Source organism: Streptomyces sp. ML-6 (assembly GCF_030116705.1).
Classification (GTDB): domain Bacteria; phylum Actinomycetota; class Actinomycetes; order Streptomycetales; family Streptomycetaceae; genus Streptomyces.
The window spans coordinates 2,411,479-2,432,887 of sequence record NZ_JAOTIK010000001.1 but is presented as its reverse complement, the minus strand read 5'-3'; the positions used below and the strand labels follow the sequence as shown (position 1 = coordinate 2,432,887).

Annotated in this window: 14 protein-coding genes; 8 read left to right on the top strand and 6 right to left on the bottom strand. The window is 74.0% G+C overall.

Features of this window, described 5'->3' with window-relative positions:
- Window positions 1-251 precede the first annotated feature (251 nt).
- From OCT49_RS10550 to OCT49_RS10520, 7 genes are all read left to right on the top strand, one after another.
- Window positions 252-1,901, top strand: a complete 1,650-nt coding sequence (locus OCT49_RS10550) for a dynamin family protein (RefSeq protein ID WP_283855746.1) — start codon at window positions 252-254, stop codon at window positions 1,899-1,901.
- Window positions 1,901-3,940: a GTP-binding protein gene (locus tag OCT49_RS10545; protein WP_283851625.1), complete on the top strand. Its 2,040-nt coding sequence runs from the start codon at window positions 1,901-1,903 to the stop codon at window positions 3,938-3,940. Before OCT49_RS10550 ends, OCT49_RS10545 begins: the two co-directional genes overlap by 1 nt.
- Window positions 3,941-4,039: 99 nt before the next feature.
- On the top strand, window positions 4,040-4,648 hold the full coding sequence (locus OCT49_RS10540; protein WP_283851624.1) for a single-stranded DNA-binding protein: 609 nt from the start codon (window positions 4,040-4,042) through the stop codon (window positions 4,646-4,648).
- Between the two features lie 256 nt (window positions 4,649-4,904).
- Complete coding sequence (locus OCT49_RS10535) at window positions 4,905-6,350, top strand: Cys-Gln thioester bond-forming surface protein (RefSeq protein WP_283851623.1); 1,446 nt, start codon at window positions 4,905-4,907, stop codon at window positions 6,348-6,350.
- Between the two features lie 359 nt (window positions 6,351-6,709).
- Window positions 6,710-8,374: an energy-dependent translational throttle protein EttA gene (ettA, locus tag OCT49_RS10530; protein ID WP_283851622.1), complete on the top strand. Its 1,665-nt coding sequence runs from the start codon at window positions 6,710-6,712 to the stop codon at window positions 8,372-8,374.
- A gap of 5 nt (window positions 8,375-8,379) precedes the next feature.
- Window positions 8,380-8,802, top strand: a complete 423-nt coding sequence (locus OCT49_RS10525) for an acyl-CoA thioesterase (protein WP_283851621.1) — start codon at window positions 8,380-8,382, stop codon at window positions 8,800-8,802.
- Window positions 8,799-9,482: a DUF8010 domain-containing protein gene (locus OCT49_RS10520; protein ID WP_283851620.1), complete on the top strand. Its 684-nt coding sequence runs from the start codon at window positions 8,799-8,801 to the stop codon at window positions 9,480-9,482. Before OCT49_RS10525 ends, OCT49_RS10520 begins: the two co-directional genes overlap by 4 nt.
- Window positions 9,483-9,644: 162 nt before the next feature.
- Here the strand turns inward: OCT49_RS10520 and OCT49_RS10515 are convergent, their stop codons facing one another.
- The 4 genes from OCT49_RS10515 to OCT49_RS10500 all read right to left on the bottom strand — a co-directional run bounded on the left by OCT49_RS10515 (window position 9,645) and on the right by OCT49_RS10500 (window position 17,293).
- A complete protein-coding gene (locus OCT49_RS10515) occupies window positions 9,645-10,607 on the bottom strand; it encodes an ATP-binding cassette domain-containing protein (RefSeq protein WP_283851619.1) in 963 nt (320 codons plus the stop codon).
- Window positions 10,604-13,405 (bottom strand): FtsX-like permease family protein, encoded by a 2,802-nt coding sequence (locus OCT49_RS10510; RefSeq protein ID WP_283851618.1) that lies wholly within the window; start codon window positions 13,403-13,405, stop codon window positions 10,604-10,606. Before OCT49_RS10510 ends, OCT49_RS10515 begins: the two co-directional genes overlap by 4 nt.
- Before the next feature lies 1 nt (window position 13,406).
- Entirely contained in the window at window positions 13,407-16,700 is a 3,294-nt protein-coding gene (locus OCT49_RS10505; RefSeq protein WP_283851617.1) for an FtsX-like permease family protein, read from the bottom strand.
- A 188-nt stretch (window positions 16,701-16,888) separates the two neighbouring features.
- Window positions 16,889-17,293, bottom strand: a complete 405-nt coding sequence (locus OCT49_RS10500) for a globin (RefSeq protein ID WP_283851616.1) — start codon at window positions 17,291-17,293, stop codon at window positions 16,889-16,891.
- Between the two features lie 199 nt (window positions 17,294-17,492).
- On the opposite strand from OCT49_RS10500, the gene OCT49_RS10495 reads away from it, so the two are divergent.
- Window positions 17,493-18,473: a methyltransferase domain-containing protein gene (locus tag OCT49_RS10495; protein WP_283851615.1), complete on the top strand. Its 981-nt coding sequence runs from the start codon at window positions 17,493-17,495 to the stop codon at window positions 18,471-18,473.
- An 84-nt stretch (window positions 18,474-18,557) separates the two neighbouring features.
- Here OCT49_RS10495 and OCT49_RS10490 read toward each other — a convergent pair whose 3' ends face one another.
- Both OCT49_RS10490 and OCT49_RS10485 read right to left on the bottom strand, forming a co-directional pair.
- Window positions 18,558-19,844 carry an FHA domain-containing protein gene (locus OCT49_RS10490; protein WP_283851614.1) on the bottom strand — a complete coding sequence of 429 codons (1,287 nt, stop codon included), beginning with the start codon at window positions 19,842-19,844 and terminating at the stop codon, window positions 18,558-18,560.
- 120 nt (window positions 19,845-19,964) lie between these two features.
- On the bottom strand, window positions 19,965-21,323 hold the full coding sequence (locus OCT49_RS10485; RefSeq protein WP_283851613.1) for a vWA domain-containing protein: 1,359 nt from the start codon (window positions 21,321-21,323) through the stop codon (window positions 19,965-19,967).
- Window positions 21,324-21,409: the final 86 nt, after the last annotated feature.

The window sequence follows — 21,409 nt, the reverse complement described above, 5'->3', positions numbered from 1 at the left end:
TCGCCTCGTCCTGGTTGCTTCACCTGCGTGGCACGATGTGGAGGTTCGGTGAAGCGAACCGATAATCGCAGGTAGGTGGGATTCGCGCACCGCTTTTGGCGTCTCGCGCGCCGGGTGTTGTGCACTCGTTATGCCTGCGCCCCACTCGTCCCCTCTGTCCCGACTCCGTTTTCGGGGGAGAACCGGCGCGCAGAGGTGGTTATACGCTTCAAAAAGGCTCCAAAATTGGGCATTCTTCGCATGTGGTGACCTTGGATGGACGGCCTCAGCTCATCGACGCACTCTCCGCCCTGCGCGACCGTGTCGCCGCCGTGCGTCTTCCGCTTCCGCTGCCGGGGGCGGCGCGCGCCCGGCAGACCCGGGACGAGCTGCTCGCCCAGCTCGACGACTACCTGCTTCCCCGGCTGAGGGATCCCGAAGCGCCCCTGCTCGCCGTCGTGGGCGGATCGACCGGTGCGGGGAAGTCGACGCTCGTCAACTCCCTGGTGGGGCGACGGGTCAGCGAGGCCGGGGTGCTGCGGCCGACCACCCGGACACCGGTGCTGGTCTGCCACCCGGACGACCACCACTGGTTCGCGGAGGTGCGCGTACTGCCGCAGTTGACCAGGGTCTGGCTGCCCCCTCAGGAGACCGGCGACCCCGGCAGGTGCGACGGCCTCGACGAGCTCGACGGGGGCGAGGAGGAGGACGCGAACGCGTTGCTCGTCGAGACCGCGCCCGGAATGCCGCGCGGGCTCGCGCTGCTCGACGCGCCCGACATCGACTCGCTCGTGGTGCGCAACCGGGTGCTGGCCGCCGAGCTGATCTGCGCCGCGGACGTGTGGGTGATGGTGACCACGGCCTCCCGGTACGCGGACGCGGTGCCCTGGCACCTGCTGCGCACCGCCAAGCAGTACGACGCCTCGCTCGTCACCGTCCTGGACCGGGTGCCGCACCAGGTGATCGGCGAGGTCTCCCGGCAGTACGGGGCGCTGCTCACCCGGGCCGGCCTCGGCGAGGTGCCGCGCTTCACCATCCCCGAACTGCCCGAGTCGGCCGGGGGCGGCAACGGGCTGCTGCCCACGACCGCGGTCGCCCCGCTGCGGGCCTGGCTCAGCCACCGGGCCCAGGACCCGGCCGCCCGCCAGCAGGCCGTCGGGCGCACGGCGGCCGGGGCCATCGCCTCGCTGGACGTGCGGATGCTGGAGCTGGCCGGGGCCGTCGCGGCACAGTACGCGGCCTCGGTACGGCTGAGCGGGGTGGTCGAGGACGCGTACCGGACGGAGGGCGCCCGGGTGCGGCGGAGGCTGCGCAGCGGCGGCGTGCTCGCCGGGGACGCCCGGACCAGATGGCGCGGCTACCCCCTGTACAGCACCTCCGAGGAACTCCTCGAAGCGCTGGTCGAGAGCCTCGCCGCGCTCCTGCAGTGCGCCGTGGCCGCCGCCGACGAACAGATCCGCACGACCTGGCGGCGCGATCCGGCGGCCGGGGTGTTCGGCTTCGAGGACGTCGGCCGGGAGGCCGGGGGATGGGGGCCCGCCGAGGACATCCGGGGCCGGATCGCCATGGCCGTACGGCGGTGGTGGCGGGTCCTGGAGGAACTGGCCGAGGAGGAGGTGCGCCGGCTGGAGCGCAACGCCGCACCCGACGCCGGGACCGTGACGGCGCTGCTGGCCGCCGCGCTGCTCGGCGGCCGTCGCACCCGCCGCGCCGGGGAGCAGCTCGCCGAGCGGATCGGCGCCCAGGGCGCGCTGCGGCTGCGCGACAAGGGAGGGGCCCTGCTCACCGACTGCCTCGACCGGGTGCTGAACGGCGAGCGCGACCGGCGGCTCGCCCCGCTCGACGCGCTCGACGTGGCCCCGGAGCCGCAGGCCGAACTGATCGCCGCGCTGTCCGTACTGCAGAAGGAGAGGTGGCAGTGATGACTGCCGTCACCGACGAGGAAACCGGCCGGGGCGGGAGCCCCGCCCCGCACGGGAACCGGAACGCCGGCGTCCCGGGGCGGAGGACCGGGACGAGGACGGGCACGGGCCCGGACGCCGAAGGGGCCCCGCGGGCGGCGGACACCGGCCGGGACACCGACGACGAGGGGCGGGACGGCGGCGGGGCGGGCCACCCGGCCGAGCCGGGCCGGGAATGGAACGACGGGCTCATCGCCCGGCGGGCCGCCGCCAGGACGGCCGATCCCGAACCAGAGACCGTAGGCGACGACGCGCGGCCGCCCCAGGTCGAGGCGTACGTGCCCTCCGGCGGTCCGCTCCGGCCGAGGCTGGACGCGCTGCGCGAACTCGTCGGACTGTCCAGGGCCCGCCTCGACGGGGACACCCTCGCCGAGGCGGAGCGGGTGCTCGACGAGGCGGCGGCGCGGCAGCGGCTCTCCTCCCGGCACACCGTCGTCGCCATCGCGGGCGCGACCGGGAGCGGCAAGTCGACCCTCTTCAACACCCTCGCGGGCGCCCAGATCTCCGACACCGGGCTGCGCAGGCCGACGACCTCCGCCCCCATCGCCTGTTCCTGGACCGACGGGGCCGCGGGTCTGCTGGACCGGCTCGCCATCCCGGGGCGGCTGAGGCGCAGGCCGCAGCAGGGCGGCGCGGAGTTTGACGAGGCCCTGCAGGGCCTCGTCCTGGTCGACCTGCCCGACCACGACTCGGCGGCGACCAGCCACCGTGACCAGGTCGACCGGGTGCTCGCCCTGGTCGACGCGGTGATCTGGGTCGTCGACCCGGAGAAGTACGCGGACGCGGCACTGCACGAGCGCTACCTGCGCCCGCTCGCCGGACACGCCGAGGTCACCTTCGTCGTCCTCAACCAGATCGACCGGCTGCCGGGCGACACCGCCGACCAGGTCCTCGACGACCTGCGCAGGCTGCTCGACGAGGACGGCATGGCCCTGGGCGAACACGGCGAACCCGGCGCCACCGTCATGCCCCTGTCCGCGCTCACCGGTGAGGGAGTGGGCGAACTGCGCGAGATGCTCGGCCGGTTCGTCCAGGAACGCACCGCGGCGGCCCGCCGGCTCTCCGCGGACGTGGACGCCGCCGCGGCCAGGCTCCGCCCGGTGTACGTGGCCGAGGGACGGGCCGGACTCGGCGAACAGGCCCGCGAGGAGTTCGCCGACCGGCTCGCGGAGGCCGTCGGGGCGGCGGCGACGGGCCAGGCGGCCGAGCGCGAGTGGCGCCGCAACGCCGGACGGGCGTGCGGCACGCCGTGGTTGCGGCTGTGGCGCCGGTACGAGTCCACCCGGCGGCCCGGGAGCCCGGAGCGCCCCGCGCAGCCGGCGCCCCCCGAGGAACGGCTCACCTCCCGGCAGCGCGTCGAGCAGGCGGTCCGGGCGGTGGCGGACGAAGCCGCGGCCGGGTTGCCGGGCCCCTGGGCGCAGGCGGTCCGCGAGGCGGCGGTGAACGGTGCGGAGGGGCTGCCGGAGGCTCTCGACGAACTGGTCGAGCGGGCCGGGGCCGTGGCGGAGCGGGGCCGGGCGAACGGTACGGACGGAGCCGGCGGCGCGGGCGATGGGAGGCGCGGTCCGGTGGCCGGGGAGCCGGGGGCGGCCGGGACCTCCGGCGCGGCGCACGGCGGGCGGGCGAACGGGCGGCCACCGAGGCCGAAGTGGTGGCCGGCCGCCGTGCTGGCCCAGGTATCGATGACGCTGTTGCAGGTCTTCGGTGGTCTCTGGCTGGTCGGTCAGATCGTCGGGGTGCTCGAACCGGGCTTCGTCGTCCCGGCCCTGGTGATGCTGGCCGGGGTCGTCGGAGGCCCCTTGGTGGAGTGGTCGTGCGTGGCCGCGGCGCGGGGGCCGGCGCGACGGTACGGGCAGGAGGCCGAACGGCAGTTGCGCGAGGCGGCGGCGGCGTGCGGGCGGGCGCGGGTCCTCGACCCGGTGGCGGCCGAACTCGCGCGGTACCGCGAGGTGCGGGAGAGGTACGTGACGGTGACGGAGATTTCCACAACCGGTACGTAGTCCACAGGCCCCGGCAGGATTTCCGCCTCTCCTTCAACCTGGGATCGGTGACCGCGCGGAAGCGGTCACCGATCCGAAGGCCGAAGGGGAGGCGGAGTCATGAACGACACCTTGGTGACGCTGGTGGGCAACGCGGCGACGGGCGTGGAGTTCCGGGAGACGGCGTCCGGCGGAATGGCCCGATTCCGCTTCGCGGTGACGCCACGTCGCTGGGATCGCGGGAAACAGCTCTGGACCGACGGGCACACCAGCTTTTTCACCGTGTGGGCCTGGCGGGCGCTGGCCCTGAACCTGTCCGGTTCCGTTTCCGTCGGGGAACCGCTCGTCGTACACGGCAGGCTGAAGGTGCGTGAGGAGGAACGGGAGGGGCGGCGGAAGACGTTCGTGGACATCGAGGCGGTGGCGGTGGGCCACGACCTGACGCGGGGGACGGCCGCGTTCCGGCGCGTGGCGAAGGGGGCGCCCGCCTTGACGGTCCCTGTGGGCAGCCCGGACGGGGCGGGCGGTCCGGGTGGCGGCGACCCGTGGGACAGGGGGAGCGACGCGAGCGACGGGGGTGCTGGGGGCGACGGCACTGAAGGAAGCGATGGCGCTGAAGGAAGTGAAGGGGGCGGGGGAAGCGAAGGGGAGGAACGGGGTGTGCGGCGGGGGCGCGGGCGTCCTACGGCGCGTCAGAAGGCCGAAGGGGAACTCGCCCCGGTGTCGTGAACGGTCCGGACCGGCCGGACAGATGGAACGTGAACCGGAGGGGGCGGGATGGTTCCGGCCCGAAGGGGCAAGGGGAACGTATGTGAGATCGGCGATAACGATTCCGAGTCGGAATGGTTGTACGGCGGTATGACTGGGGACTGTTCATCTTTTCGTCCCTAGGATTCCCCCGTACTCACGGGGCACTTGAGTCGACTGGCAGGACAATCCCCACACGCGTATCGGGCGCGGAGGGTCCTGCCCGGAGGGGAATTCTGTGTTTTCTGCTTCTTCAGCGACCGCTTCGCCGTCCAGGGAGACGACGACCGGTTCTTCACGGCGGCGCGGCATGACCAGGCTGGCCGCGTCCGTGGTGGCGTCCGGGTTGGTCATGGCAGGCGTCCTCGTCGGCGCGGGCAGCGCGGTCGCCGATGAGACCCCGCAGCACCAGGGCGGCGCGTCCGCGGTTCTGGACGGGTTGAAGACCTACGACCGCGCTGTGCTCCACGCGGACGGCAAGAACCAGGAGCTGCCCGCCGGTCTCTTCGAGATGACCGTCGACGGCGGCGGCAAGCTCAAGACGTACTGCATCGACATCCACAACCCCACCCAGGACCGGGCGAAGTACCTGGAGACCCCCTGGGACCAGACCTCGCTCAACACCAACAAGAACGCGGGCAAGATCCGCTGGATCCTGGAGCACTCCTACCCGCAGGTCGACGACCTCGCGGCGCTCGCCAAGGCGGCCGGCACCGGCCCGCTCACCGAGAAGACCGCGGCGGCGGGCACCCAGGTCGCCATCTGGCGCTACTCGGACGACGTCGAGGTCGAGGCCCTCGACGGCCAGGCCGAGAAGCTCGCCGACTGGCTGGAGAAGAGCGCCGTCGCCCAGGCCGAGCCCAAGGCCTCCCTCGCCCTGGACCCGGCCGCGGTCTCCGGCAAGTCCGGTGAGAAGCTCGGCCCGATCACCGTCCGCACCAACGCCGGCCAGGTCTCCGTGACCCCGCCCGCCGACGCGGCGAGCGGCGTCAAGGTCACCGACAAGAGCGGCAAGCCCGTCACCACCGCGGCCAACGGCGCCGAGCTCTACTTCGACGTCCCGGCGGGCGCCGCCGACGGCACCGCCTCGCTGACCGTCCAGGCCACCACCTCGGTGCCGGTCGGCCGGGCCTTCGCCGGTGTCACCAAGAGCCAGACCATGATCCTGGCCGGCTCCAGCGAGTCCACGGTCTCCGCGACCGCCACCGGCACCTGGGCCAAGAAGGGCGCCATCCCGGCCGTCTCGGCGAAGAAGAACTGCGCCAAGGGCGGCGTGGACGTCACCGCGAGCAACGAGGGCGACGAGGCGTTCACCTTCGAGCTGGCCGGTGCGAAGCACACCATCGAGGCGGGCAAGTCCGAGACGGTCACCGTCCCGGTCGCCGAGGACCAGGCGTACGACTTCACGATCACCGGCCCCGGCGGCTTCAGCAAGACCTTCAAGGGCGTCCTGGACTGCAAGACCAGCGGCAGCACCACCGGCGGCACCGACACCCAGACCGGCGGGGAGAAGCCCGCTCCGGCCACCTCCGGCTCCAGCGCCACCGGCGGCTCGGGCGACCTCGCCGAGACCGGTGGCTCCAGCGCCACCCCGGTCATCGCGGGCGTCGCGATCGCCCTCGTCGTCGTCGGCGGCGGCGCGGTCTTCCTGCTCCGCAAGCGCAAGACTCAGGCCTCCGCCTGATCGAGCGGTGACGAAGGGCGGGCGGATCGTCGCGCCCGCCCGGTGACGGCCCCGGTACGCGGCTGCGGACACTGATCACAGCGTCCGCAGGCCCGTACCGGGGCTTTCGCGTGCTCGGGGCGGCCTCCCCGCGGGGCGGGGCGGTCTTCCCGCAGGGCTCCGGGCCGGTCCGGCACCTCCGGGCGGGGGCGGGCGGCGATGCATCGGCTCGACCCCGGCTCGGCCCCGGTGCGGGGCTCCGGGCCGGGGCCGTACGGGATCTCCACGAGCCGGAGGCCGTACTGGTTTCCGTCCGGGTGCCGACGTCAGGCAAGATGGGTGTATCTGCCCACGCCTCTATTGCTGCCGGACGGTTTCTCTTGGCTGAGTACATCTACACCATGCGCAAGACGCGCAAAGCGCACGGCGACAAGGTGATCCTCGATGACGTCAACCTGAACTTCCTGCCCGGCGCGAAGATCGGTGTCGTGGGCCCCAACGGCGCCGGCAAGTCCACGGTGCTGAAGATCATGGCGGGCCTGGAGCAGCCGTCCAACGGCGACGCGTTCCTGTCGCCCGGCTTCACCGTCGGCATCCTCATGCAGGAGCCGCAGCTCGACGAGACGAAGACCGTCCTGGAGAACGTGCAGGACGGCGCCGCCGAGATCATGGGCAAGCTCAAGCGCTTCAACGAGGTCGCCGAGCTCATGGCGACCGACTACTCCGACGAGCTCATGGACGAGATGGGCAAGCTCCAGGAGGTCCTGGACCACGCCAACGCGTGGGACCTGGACGCCCAGCTGGAGCAGGCCATGGACGCGCTGGGCTGCCCGCCCGGCGACTGGCCGGTCGTCAACCTCTCCGGTGGCGAGAAGCGCCGCGTGGCGCTCTGCAAGCTCCTCATCGAGGCCCCGGACCTGCTGCTCCTCGACGAGCCCACCAACCACCTCGACGCCGAGTCGGTGAACTGGCTGGAGCAGCACCTCTCGAAGTACGCGGGTTGTGTCATCGCCGTCACGCACGACCGGTACTTCCTGAACAACGTCGCCGAGTGGATCCTCGAACTCGACCGCGGCCGCGCCATCGCCTACGAGGGCAACTACTCCACGTACCTCGACAAGAAGGCCGCCCGCCTCAAGGTCGAGGGCCGCAAGGACGAGAAGCGCGCCAAGCGGCTCAAGGAAGAGCTGGAGTGGGTCCGCTCCAACGCCAAGGGCCGGCAGACCAAGTCCAAGGCCCGTCTCGCCCGTTACGAGGAGATGGCGGCCGAGGCGGACAAGATGCGGAAGCTGGACTTCGAGGAGATCCAGATCCCGCCGGGCCCGCGTCTGGGTTCCATCGTCGTCGAGGTCGAGAACCTCTCGAAGGCCTTCGGCGACAAGGTCCTCATCGACGACCTGTCGTTCACGCTGCCGCGCAACGGCATCGTCGGCGTCATCGGCCCGAACGGCGCGGGCAAGACCACGCTGTTCAAGATGCTCCAGGGCCTGGAGACCCCCGACAGCGGCTCGGTCAAGATCGGTGAGACGGTCAAGATCTCCTACGTCGACCAGTCCCGCGCCAACATCGACCCGAAGAAGACCCTCTGGGCCGTCGTCTCGGACGAGCTGGACTACATCAACGTCGGCCAGGTCGAGATGCCCTCGCGGGCGTACGTCTCCGCGTTCGGCTTCAAGGGCCCGGACCAGCAGAAGCCGGCCGGTGTCCTGTCCGGTGGTGAGCGCAACCGCCTCAACCTGGCGCTGACGCTCAAGGAGGGCGGCAACCTGCTGCTCCTCGACGAGCCCACCAACGACCTCGACGTCGAGACCCTGTCCTCGCTGGAGAACGCCCTCCTGGAGTTCCCGGGCGCCGCGGTGGTCATCTCCCACGACCGCTGGTTCCTGGACCGGGTCGCCACGCACATCCTGGCGTACGAGGGCGACTCCAAGTGGTACTGGTTCGAGGGCAACTTCGAGTCGTACGAGAAGAACAAGGTCGACCGCCTCGGCGCGGACGCGGCCCGTCCGCACCGTGCCACGTACAAGAAGCTCACGCGAGGCTGATCGTCTTGGCTCGTCACATCTACAGCTGCCCGCTGCGCTGGTCGGACATGGATGCCTTCGGCCACGTGAACAACGTGGTCTTCCTCCGCTACCTGGAGGAGGCGCGCATCGACTTCATGTTCCGGCTGGCGCCGGGGGACGGCTCGCCGTCCTTCTCGGGCGGGTCCGTCGTGGCCCGGCACGAGATCGACTACATACGGCCGCTGGTCCACCGGCACACGCCGGTGACCATCGAGTCGTGGGTCACGAAGATCGGCGCGGCGTCGCTGACGATCGCGTACGAGATCAAGGACCCGGACGAGGTGTACGTACGGGCCTCGACCATCGTCGTGCCCTACGACCTGGCCCGGGCGCGGCCCCGCCGGATCTCCGAGGAGGAGCGGCTCTTCCTCGAGCAGTACATGGCCGAGGAGCCCGCTGCGGTATGACGACGGTGCCCGTACGGTCGCTGGAATTCGCCGACCCGGGGGAGGCCGCGGATCTCGCGGCCTTCCTCGGCCGGCTGCTCCACTACGACCGGGCCGCCGCGGTGCGGCTGCAGGCGGGCGGCGGGGCGCTGGCCGTGTTCGGCAGGCCGCCGTCGTTCGAGGTCCTGGCGATCCGGGCGGCGCGGCTCGCCGTCCCGGACGAGTTCGACGTCACCGTGTCCGCCGGTGAGCTCCTCGAATCCCTGGAGGAGTCCACCGGTGCGGGCGCGATCCCGGCCCCCGTCACCGGGCCGCCGTGGACGGGCGTGCTCCCGCCGCGCGGCGGCTGGCGGGAACAGCCGGGACTGCCGGGACCGCCGGCCCTGCGCGGCGCCGTCACCGCCGCCGTGGCCGAGTTCCGCAGCCGCGACGAGGCACTGCCCGAGGAACGCCGCACCCGGGCGGAACGGGACCGGATCGGCCGGGAGATCTGGTCCCGCACGGTCAGCGACACGGCCCTCCCGCTGCGTGCCGTGCACGCCGCCCAGTCGCTGGGCTTCCTGCGCGCGGCACCGGACTTCCCGGTCGCCCTGCTCGCCGTCGGCTCCTGGCTGCGACTGCGCACCCCGTTCGGCTCGATCGCCCTGCGCGGCCCGGGAAGCGGCCTCGGCGCCCTCGCGGTGACGGTGGGCGCGGGCTGAGGGCCCGAGAAGGGCGGGCGCCGGGGCGGCGCCGCAGGTGATCGGGGCCGCCCCCGGTGGCAGCCTCCCGGGGAAGCCCTCCGGCAGAAGCCCCCGGTGGCAGCCGGCCGGGCAGGTCCCTGGCAGAAGCCGAGCCGGCCGGGGCAGGCCCCGGCCCCTCCGTCACGGGCGCGGCTGGTCGTCCGGCCAGATTCCGATGTGGTCCTGCTCCAGCTCCAGCATCACCCGGTGCTCCATGCCGAGCGCCTCCGTGTAGTCGGCGGGCAGTTGCAGCCGGCCCGCGCGGTCGAGCATCGCGTACTCCCGGGCCACCTGGGACTCCTGGCCCGTCGCCGCGTCCACCTCGGTGCGGCGCAACACCTCGGAGGACGTACGGCCGTCGCGGATGGCGACCGTGCGGCGGACCTCGGACGCCACCGCCTGGTCGTGGGTGACGATCACGATCGTGGTGCCGAGCTCCTCGTTGGCGCGGCGGAACGCGGCGAAGATCTGCTCCCCCGTGGCCGAGTCGAGCTCGCCCGTCGGTTCGTCGGCGAGCAGCACCGACGGGTTGTTGGCGAGCGCCACCGCGATCGCCACCCGCTGCTGCTGGCCGCCGGAGAGCTGCTGCGGGCGCCGGTCGCGGCAGTCCGCGATGTCCAGGATCCGGAGCAGCGACTCGGCGCGGGCGGTCCGTTCGGCGTTCTGGCCCCGGCCGCGCAGCTGCATCGGCAGGGTGACGTTCTGGATGGCGGTGAGGTACGGGAGCAGGTTGCGGGCGGTCTGCTGCCAGACGAAGCCGACGACCTCCCGGCGGTAGCGGAGCCGTTCCTTCTGTCCCATCGACAGCAGGTCGCGACCGGCCACCTTCGCCGACCCGGCCGTCGGCACGTCGAGGCCCGCCAGGATGTTCATCAGGGTCGACTTGCCGCTGCCGGAAGCGCCGACCAGGGCCATCAACTCGCCCTCGGTGACCAGGAGATCGAGGCCCTGGAGGGCCTGCACCTCCACCCCGTCCGCGGAGAAGATGCGGACCAGCCGGTCGCAGGCGATCAGCGCGTCGTGCCCGTAGGAGGGCCGGTCCCGGTGGGCGGTGGCCCGCTGTTCGAGCTCGGCGAGGGTGGTGCCGGTCGACGGTGACGTCATCGGGGGTCTCCTGCCCTGAGTTCGGTGATCGATCCGCGGCGGCCCGCCCACCACGCCTGGACGGCGGCCATCGCGGCGGTGAGGACGACCACGCCGAGCGCCGGAAGCACCAGCGACCCCGGGTCGGGCCGCAGCCGGGCGGTGTCCGGCACGGTGGCGCCCGGCCCGTCGAAGAGCGCCAGCCCCACGAGGTCGACGCCCGGGGCCAGCAGCGTGATCGCCGCCCAGCCGACCAGCACCCCGCCGAGGGCTGCGGGCAGGGCCTGCGGCAGCGATTCCAGCCCCAGCAGCCGCCTGCCCTGCCGGGAGGTGAGCCCCATGGTCCGCAGCCGGGCCAGCAGGGCGATGCGTTCCGGTGCGGTGCGCAGCAGCGACAGCAGGACGGCCAGCAGGGCGTAGCCCGCCCCGACCGCGACCGCCGCCGCGTAGATCCCGCGCGCACCCCGCTGCATCGGGGTGTCGACGAACGTCGCCCGCTCCTCGGCGCGCAGCCGTACGGAGACGGTCTTGCCCCCCGGCCGGACGGCGTCCCGCAGCGCCTTCGGGTCCGGGTCGCCGGTCACCAGCAGGGTGGTGGTCAGCTTCCGGGTGAGCGCCGCGGAGTCGACGAGCAGGAACTCGTGGCCGGGGACGGCGGCGGTACGCGGCACGGTCCCGACCACTTGCACCCTGAGGTCCCCGGCCGGGGTGGTCAGGTCGCGCGGCCCGTCGCCCAGTTCCGCGGCGGTGGCCGGCGAGGCGAGCACCGGTACGACCACGCTCCCGGCCTCGCCCCTGCCCGCCCGCAGCCGGTCGGCCGGGAACGGCCCCAGGTCCGTCGCACGGGCCAGCCCGGCGTACGTGTCGGGGTCGACGCCCAGCACCACCGTGTTCTGCATGCTGCCGGAGCCGTCCGCGGCGGGCGGCAGCGGCACCTCGGTCACCACCTGCACCGCGGCCACCTGCCGTACGCCGTCCGTCTCCCGGACCTCCCGGACCAGGCGGGGCGGGAGCGGCGCCGTGTCGAGCAGCCCGCTGATCCGGGCGTCCGCGCCGACCGCGAGCACCGCAGCCCGGTCCCGGGCGTCCGAGACCCCGGCGAGGACCGAACCGCCGAACGCCGCCGTGGTCAGCGCCAGCAGCAGTGCGAGCAGCGGCAGCGCACCGGCCGCCGAACTCCGGCCGGCCCGGGCCAGCGACAGGAAGCCGACCGCCCCGCGCCGCCGGGAGACGGCCCGCGAGGCCAGCCGCAGCGGCCACGGCAGCAGCCGCACCAGGACCAGCGCCGCGATCAGCCCGACAAGCACCGGGGCCGCGCTGACCAGCAGGTCGCCGCCGCCGTCCGCCGTGCCGCGCCGCCGTAGCCCGGCCACCGCCCCCACCGCCAGCACCAGCGCGGTGAGCTCGGCGACCGTACGCAGCCGGGACGGGCGGGCGCCCATCAGGTCGTCACGGGTGTCGGGCAGCCGCAGCCGGCGATGCGGCAACACCGCCCCCACCGGCACCGCGACGCAGACCAGCGCGGCGACGAAGGCCGGTCCGGCCACCGAGGGCCACAGCCGGGCCGGTCCGAAGAACGGCAGCGCGGCCAGCAGCCCCAGCGCCGCCGCGGGCACCACGACCACCGCCGTCTCGGCGAGCAGCCGCCCGCCCATCCCGGCCAGCGAACCGCCGCGCGCCCGCAGCAGCGCCAGCTCCTCCCGGCGCCGCCCGCCGATCAGCCCGGCCGTCATCAGCAGCACCACGGCGGCGACCGCCCCGACGCCCACGGCGGCCACCCTGACCACCGGCTCGATCGCGGTGCGCAGCGTTTCGTACCCGGTGAGGATCCGGTCCAGTTCGGTCCGGAAGGTCGCGTTGTCACCGGCCACCGTCCGCAGCCGCACCAGTTCCGGGCCGCCCTCCAGCGAGGCGAGCGCCGAGCGCACCCCCGGCACGTCGGCGGCGGTCAGCCCGGAGGCGTCCGGCGCGAACCGCCAGAACATCTCCGCCTCGCCGGTCGAGCCGAGCAGGGCGGGCCCGGCGTCCGGCGCGAGCAGCACGGTCGCGGTCCAGTAGTGGCGGGGCGGGGTCAGCGGGGGTGGGAACGGGGTCGGCTCGGGCACCAGGGCCGGGGTCCGCAACAGCGGATCGACCGACCAGTAGGTGCTCCGGGGCTCCCTGGGGGTGATGACGCCGGTGATCCGTACGGTCAGGTGCTCCCCGGCCCGGGTCGGTACGGAGAGCGTCGAGCCGGGCTTCGCCCCCAGCGCCTTCGCCGTCTCCTCGGTGATCACGCCCTCCACCTCGTCGGTTTCCTCGGTGACCGTGCCGCGCACGGTGGGCCAGGCCCCGGAGCGCAGTGCGGCGTGGCGGGGGAGGTCCGACAGGGTGGTGTAGTCCAGCTGCGGGTCGAGCCCGTCGGGCCGGGGCAGCCAGGTCTCCTGCGCGGGCGTCGACTTGCTGGTGCCGAAGCCGTACGAGGACTCCTCGGCACCGGGCCGCACCTCGGCGGGCAGCGCGTCGCGGGTCTTCTCGCGGACGGTTTGCAGCGCCGCGCCGCGCACCGTGGCCTCGCGCTCGGACTGGATCATCTGGAGGCTGGGCAGCGGGCTGATCAGCTCCAGGGCGCTGTACCCGGGGTCGGCGGCGGCGATGTCGTGGCGCAGCCCGTCGCTCCCCTGGCGCTCCACCGCACGCGGGAAGAGGGCCGCGAGGAACGACGTGACCAGCACCAGCAGCGCCAGCGCCCAGGCGGTGCCGGGCGCGGTGCGCAGCCGGGTACGGACCCAGGGGGCGCAGGGGGCGGCGGTGCCGCCCCGGACGGAACGAGTGGTCATGTCAGTCGTCCCCCTGGGTACGCAGCGAGGTCGAGGGATCGGAGCGGCGCACGGCGAGCGCCACGACGACCACCAGCGGCAGTGCGGCGACACCCGCCAGCAGTGCCGCGATCTGTCCGGCGGGCAGCTGCACCAGCACGTCGGGCACCGGTGCGGTGGCCTGGCCGGTCAGCACGACGAGCGGCACGACGGCCCGGTTGAGCACGGTCCCGAGCACGGCCCCGACCAGCAGCGCGATGGCGATCAGCACCCCCTGTTCGGCGGCGATCATCCTGGTCAGCCTGCGGCGCGGGGCGCCCAGCGCCCGCAGGACGGCGAACTCGCCGGTCCGCTCCCGCTGCGCACCGATCGCGTTCACCGCGAAACCGACCGCGGCCAGGGCCGCGGCGACCACCGCCACGGCGGGCAGTGCGGACTGCGGCCCGGCCCCCAGCGGGTCGCCGACCAGGTCCCGCGCGATCTCGTCGCGCACCAGGACCTGGGCCGGGTCGGTGTCGGGCCGGGCCCGCAGCGCGGCGGCGACCTCGCCGGCCCCGCCCGGGGCGGTGCTCAGCCACCACTCGTCGGCGGTGAACGCGGCGGCCGGGCGCAGGGCGAGGACCCGGCTCACGGCCCCGAGGTCCAGCAGCATCGCCCCGCCGTCCCGCTCCGGGACCCGGCCGGAGTCGTCCGGGCCGGAGCCGGGGCCCGTGGTCGGCAGCCGCCGCACCACGTCCGCGATCCGCACCCGGACCTTCTCGCCGGCCAGGGTGACGTCGACGTGCTGGCCCTTCTTCGCCCCGGTGGCCTTCAGGTACGCGTCGGTGACGAGGGCGTTCGGCACGGGTGCCTTCGGGCGGGGCGCGGTGGCCCGTACGGAGTAGGCGGGCGCGCCCCACGCGTCGTAGGACCCCATGAGGTCGTAGCGGAAGGACAGCGGGGTGCGCGCGGAGGCCGTCGCCTCCACCGCTGTCTCGTCCGTCTCCTCCCCGGCGAAGGCGTAGCCCAGCGCGGCGTTCCAGCGGAGGCCGTCGGGGACCGGGACCGGCCGCTCGGTGCCGTCGGCCGTCACGGTCCGCAGCGGGCCGATCTCCACCCGGTACGAACGGTCCGCCTCGGGCAGCTGGTTGCTGCCCAGTTCGAACCCGCTCACGGTGAAGTCGCCCCCGGCCGCCACCGCGAAGACCACCGGATGCGGCTTGCCGTCCGCGGGCACGGCCCCGGCCGACACCCGGTAGGGCAGGCCGTAACGGTCCTCCAGCAGCACGGACAGCAGCGGCGCGTCCTTCGTCGCCGGGCGGCCGGACGTCCCGCTCGCCGCGATCCGTATGCCGAACCGGACCTGCTCGCTGTTCTTCGGCAGCGGCAGCCCCACCCGGACGGGCCGCGGCGCGTCGAGCGGGTCGAACAGCCGCTCCCGGGGCCGGTCGCCCAGGTCGTCGCGGATCAGCAGGCGCTCGTCGGCGTGCGCGGTGTCCAGGACGAGGACCTCGGCGGTGCGCTCGCCGGAGAGCTCCGCGGTCGTGCGGAACGCGGGCGCCGCCTCCCGCACCCCCGGCAGCCGGGCGTACGTGCCGGCCCTCGCCGGATCGTCGACGGCACCGGTCGTCACGCGTAGCGAGGCGCCCGCCCGGAAGTCCGCCTGCTCGTCCTGCGAACGGTCCCAGGACGCGCGCTGCCCGATCGCCAGCATGCCCATCGCCGAGGCGAGGACCAGCAGCAGCACGGGTCCGGCGTTGCGCATCGGGCGGCGGCTGAACTGCCAGCCGGCCAGGGCCGCGGTCAGTCCCCGGCCGCCCGCCGCCCGGCGCTCGGCGAGCCGGGCCACGGGCGGCAGCAGCCGCAGCGTCAGCAAGGTGCCCGCGAGCAGCATCAGCGCGGGGGCGGCGACCAGCAGCGGATCGATGCCGAGGTTCCCCTGCCGGTCCCCGCTCAGCGCACCGCCGCCGGATTCCGTGCTCCGGCTGTTCAGCTGCCAGTACGCCACCGCCGCGATCACCAGCAGGCCGATGTCGGCGCCCGCCCGCAGCGGACCGGGCAGCGCGGCGGGACGACCGCCGCGGCGCTCCTGGGCCCCGGCCGCGAGCACGGGCGCCACCACGGCCACCGCGCAGGTGAGCGCGGTGACACCGGCGACCAGCCAGACGGTGCCGGTGAGACCGGTGTCCAGCCGCAGCCCGATCCGGGACAACGCCCCCCGGTCCGCGAGCAGCCGGGTCAGCGGCCCGGCGAGCAGCGGGGCGACGAGCACGGCGGGCAGCGCCAGCAGCAGCGCCTCGATCGCGGCGAGTGCGGTGATCCGGCCGCGCGAGGCGCCCCGGGCCCGCAGCAGCCGGGTCTCCCCGGCGCGCTCGCTGCTCAGCAGCCGGGCCACCAGCAGCAGCGCGTAACCGGCGAGCATCACCAGCTGCACGGCGACGATCATCAGCGTGGAGCGGGAGACCAGCAGGGCCTGGTCGATCTGTTCCAGCACCCGGGGGAGCGAGGTCCGCGCGGTGGCGCCGCTCTTGAACGCCGGGTCGGCCAGGAGCTTCTTCGGGGCCGCCGTCGCCGCCTCGTGCAGGGCGTCCGTGCGCCCGGCGGTGACGGTGCGGAAGTCGGCGGTGGCCAGCCATGCCAGCCGGCCGGGGCTCGTCCGCCCGGCAGCGAGGACGGCGGGGTCGGCGAGCAGCGGGCCGTACGTCGTGAAGGAGACCCGGCGGACGCCGCGCCCGCCGAGCTCGTCCAGCTGCCAGTACGGATCGGTCCGGTCGACGGCCTCGTACGTGCCGGTGACCAGGACCCGCAGCGGCTTCTCGGTCACCCGGTCGGTGAGGGTGAGCGACGAACCGGGCTTCAGCCTCAGCGCCTCGGCGGCGGCGCGCGGCAGGGCGATCTCGACGGGCACGCCGGGCTTCCCGGCGCCGACGGCGGGCGGGCGGCCCGCGACGACCCGGATCCGGCTGCGGTCGAGCGAGGCGAGGTGGGTGAGATCGGGCTCGTCGCCCCGGCCGCCGGTGGTCCGCGGCAGTGAGTACGACCCCGACGCCTCCAGCGTCCGGACGGTCACCGGAAGGCCGGGAAAGGTGTCGCGGGCCGTGCGTCGGGCCAGTGCGTCGGCCGCGTCCCGCCGCTCGGACGGCACCTGCGCGGACATCACCAGGGAGGCGGCGGTCGCCGACCGGTGGGTGAGCGCGTGCCGGATCGAGGCGTCACCGACGGAGCCGGAGAAGGCGGTGAGCGCGGCCAGCACCGAAGTGGTCAGCAGTACGGCGAGAACGGCCGCAGTGAGCAGCAGCCGATGAGCCCTCACCCGAAGAAAGACTAACCCCGTCACACGCGCCCCCTTGGGCCCTCATGCCACTCACGCCCCCCGGCGTTCCGTGCATGCTTTCAAGGTCTGCGTGCTCTTGGAAACCGCTTGCATACGTACTTGATGCGATTGTGATCGTTAATCGGTGAAGGACGACCGAAATGCGCACATGATGCTGGTGAAGAGGGGCGGGACGGCGGCCGGGGGAGCGCTCAGCCCTCGGTGTTCACCATCGAGGCGGCGGCGTAGGTCAGGTAGTCCCACAGCTTCCGGTCGTGCTCCGGCGCCAGCGCGAGCTCGTCGAGCGCCACCCGCATGTGGCCCAGCCAGGCGTCGTGCGCCGCCCGGTCCACCCGGAAGGGGAAGTGCCGCATCCGCAGCCGGGGGTGGCCGCGCCGCTCGTTGTAGGTGCGGGGACCGCCCCAGTACTGCATCAGGAACAGCGCGAACCGGTCCTCGGCCGGCCCCAGGTCCTCCTCCGGGTACATCGGCCGGAGCAGCGGGTCCTCGGCCACCCCCCGGTAGAAGAGGTGTACGAGGCGCCGGAAGGTCGCCTCGCCACCGACCTGCTCGTAGAAGGTCTGCTCCTGAAGAGTGTCGCGCGGAATCTCTGTCACCCGTCCATCGTCGCAGACGCACCGGCCGAGTACCGGGGGCCTAGGACCGTCAGGGCCGCTCCCCGGTACGGCCCTGCCCTGTCCGCCCCCGGTCCGGTCCGGTTCGCTTCTCCGTCCGGCCCGGTTCGGCCCGTTCCCGGCGGGACGCCCCGGGCCCGGGCTCCTGGCCCCCGGGGCCCCGGCGCAGGAAGGTGGAGGTATGGACGTGCGCCCCGACCCGTTCGCCGCGGCCGCCGCCGAGGAGCGGCGGGCGATGGTGCGCGCGATCGTGGCCGGCGGGGCGCTGACGGACCCGGCCTGGCGGGACGCGTTCGAGCAGGTGCCCAGGCACCTGTTCGTGCCGTACTACTTCGTCGACGGCGGCCGGGAACGTCTGTGGTGCGAGGACCCCGACCCGGACCGGCGGGCCCGCTGGCTGCGCGGGGCGTACGAGGACGGGCCGCTGGCCACCCGCATCCGGGACGGCGCACTGATCTCGTCGAGCAGCCAGCCCTCACTGATGGCCCGGATGCTGGAGGAACTGGACGTGCGCGAGGGGCAGCGGGTCCTGGAGATCGGCGCGGGCAGCGGCTACAACGCGGCCCTGCTCGCCCACCGGCTCGGCGACGACGCCGTGACCACCGTCGACCTCGACCCGGAGATCACCGAGTCGGCCCGCCGGCACCTGGCCGCCGCCGGACACCACCCGGCGGTGATCACCGGGGACGGCGCCCGGGGCTGCCCCGGGCGCGGCCCGTACGACCGGATCATCGCGACCTGCACCCTGCCGTGCGTGCCGGGGGCGTGGCTGGAGCAGTGCGTGCCGGGCGCCCGGATCCTGGCCCCGTTCGCCACCGGGCTGATCGCGCTGCGGGTGCGGGAGACCGGGCACGGCAGATGTGCCGAGGGCCGGTTCCTGCACACGGCCGCCTACTTCGTACCGCTGCGCGGCGCGGCAACGGCCCCGGACCGGCGCCCGCGCACCGGCACGGTGCCCAGGCACGTCGGAGGGAACGACCTCTTCCGGTTCCTGCTGGCGCTGACCGGGGACACCCTCGACCCGCGTGAGGCCCTCTCCCTCTGGGAGCGCGAGCGGCACCCCGGGCGGGAGAGGTTCGGCATCACGGTCGAGCACGGGCGGCAGTGGGCCTGGCTGGACGACCCCGAAGGACCGTACGCCTGGCCCCTGCCCACCGCGTGACGGGGGCCGGCCCCCACCTCATGCCTCATGACGGGACCGGCCCCGACGTGCGACGGGACCGGTCCCCGGGACCGGCGGGACGGATCAGTCCCGGCGGATCGTGATCGTCGTCCACGCCCCGATGTGCACCCGGTCGCCGTCCTTGAGCGGGACGGGGACATAGGGCTGGATCGGGTCCTCGGCGCCGTTGAGCGTGGTGCCGTTGGTGGAGTTCTGGTCGACCACGGCCCAGCCGCCGTCGGGCTGCTGCACCAGCACCGCGTGCTGGTGCGAGACGCCCGGGTCCTCCGGCGGCACGGACAGGTCGATGTCGGGGGACTCGCCGGTGCTGTGCCGGCGGCGGCCCACGGTGACCTGTTTGCCGGACAGCGGAAGCTGCTGCTCCGGGGAGTACGCGGGCAGGTTCAGCCCGCTCGCCTCGGGGCCGCTGCGCTGCATCATCGCCAGGAAGTACTCACGGTCCGGGGCGATGACCGCGGTCCAGCTCGCGGACGGCCGGTCCTGGTCGGCGCCCGGGAACGGCGACTGCTCCTGCTGCGGCGCGGGCGGCTGCTGCGGGCCCTGGGGCCGGGACGGCGGCGACAGCATCCAGTCGTCGTCGCTCTTCTCCGGCGTCTGCGGCGGGGCGGGCACCGGAGGGGCCGACGGACCGGGCCGGTCGAAGCCGGGCGGCGCCGACTGCTGCTGGAACGACGGCGAGGACTGCTGGAACGGCGGGGGCGGCGGGCCCTGCTGGAAGGGCGGCGGAGGCGGCGGACCCTGCTGCTGGAACGGCTGCGGAGGCAGGGGCGACTGCGGACCGGGGCCCGGAGGCGGCGGGGACGACTGGGGGCCGGGGCCCGCCGGGGACGGCGACTGCGGACCGGGGCCGGGCGGCGGGGACGACTGCGGACCCGGGCCCGGCGCCGGGGCACCGGGGGGACCGCTCTGCTCGGACAGCGGCTCGGCCGGACGGTTCATCTGCGAGGGCCGCGAACCCGGGAACGGATCGTGCTGCTGCGGGGGCCCGGGCGGCTGCTGCGCCTGGAAGCCGGGCGGCAGGTTGAGACCCGGCGGCGGGCCGGTGACGCCCTGCGGGGCCAGCGGCGTGTACGACGTCGCGGTGTTCGTGAGGAAGTTCCAGCGGCACTCCTCGCAGAACGGCGCCATCGCCTCACGGGGCGTGCGGCACTGCGGGCAGAGCTCCGCCTGCTGGGTCGCGTCGGAACCGGACCCCGGGGGAGGGAAGCCGTAACCGGGGGCGGGCGGCGGAGGCGGCGGCGGGGGCACCGCGCCCGCGGGCGCGCCGGAGGGCGCGCCGGTCATGCGGTGGCCGCAGACCTCGCACCAGTCGTCGGAACCCGACTGGTGTCCGTTCGGGCAGGTCGGCATGTCGGCGCTTCCCCCTCTCCTTGGCCGGCCCCGGGGCCGGCGTATTCCTTGCTCTTAGCCACCCGGCGGATCGCTCCGGCCGGGCGGCTCGGTCGTATGGCTGTGCGGTTGTCCCCGCGCCTACTTCTTGACGCGGACGGTCTTGGTCGAGCGCGTTTCGAGGGTCATCTCGTCGGCATCCGCGACCTTTGCCTTCAGTCGCACAGTACCGGTCGCGGCGTCCACGACGTCCACCACCTTCGAAAGCAGTTTCGCAGTGTCCTCGTTGCCGGAGGCCGACGCCAGCTGCACCGCGCGGCCGAGTTTCGCCGTCGCGCCGTCGTAGTCGCCCGACTTGCGGGCGTCGAGTCCCTGCTGGATGACCTGGGCCAGTTCCGCCTGGCCCGTGTAGTGCGCGACCTGCGGATTGATCGAGGTGGACGCCGCCATGTCCTCGGTCCACACCGCCCGGACCAGGCCCTGGGAGAGCGTCTGCGGCACCCCGCCCGACGGGTCGGGAAGGACCAGCGAGACCCGGGAGGCCAGCATCTCCTGTCCGATCCCGGCCTGGGGCACCCGTACGCACACGTGGTAGTCGCGGGACTCGTCGCCCCAGGAACCCGTGGGGTAGTCCCCGGCGCGGGGGCCCGCCTCGGTGCGCCGGTCGGTCAGGTCGACGACCGCCGGTGCGACCTGCTTCACGAACTGGATCTCGACCCCGACGGGCGTCCACAGGCGCAGCGCGACGTCCGCGACCTCCTTGCCCATCGCGTTCTCCATCATCTGCGTGAAGTCCGCGGCCAGCCCCGCCGGGTCGGCGACGATGTCGGCCGTGCCGAGCAGCGCGGAGGCGATGGACTTGACCTCTTTCACCTCCCAGTCGGTGCCGACCCCGCGGGCGTCACAGGTGAAGCGGCCCGCGCAGGCGTCGAGCGCGGCCCGCAGGTCCTGCGGCGACTCGTGCTCGTTGCGGCCGTCGGTGAGCAGGATGCCGTGCCGGATGGCCACGTCGGCCGCGCCGAGCAGCCGGTCGGCCAGCTTCAGCCAGGTGCCGATCGCCGTGCCGCCGCCGGCGCTGAGCGCGCGCAGCGCCCCCTTCGCCTGCTCCCGGGTCCGCGCGTCGGCCACGGCGAGCCTCCCGTTGCCCGGGTAGACCTCCTTGGCGACGTGCGTCCCGCCGATCACCGCGAACGAGGTGCCGTCGCGCAGGGTGTCGATGGCCGCGGCCGTCGCGTCGCGGGCGTTGCGCATCTTCGTCGGCGGGTAGTCCATCGACCCCGAGCAGTCGACCATGATCACCACGGCGGCGCCCGAGGGCTGCCCCGGAACGCGCGGGGACGGAATGGCGCCACCGGACAGCGGGACCCCGCCGGTGGTGCCGCCCCCGGTCGAGGTCACCGTGACGATCGCGTTGACCTCACGACCGCCCTCCGGCAGATATTCGTTCTGGTACACCTCGACGGAGAACTGCGGCACGTTCGACTTGGAGAAGTTGGCCATCTGTTCGGCTCCTCGGTACTCCAGGCATCGGATGAGGACGGCTGGGAGAGGGAAAACGGGCGGAAACGTCGGTGGGGCAAGGGACG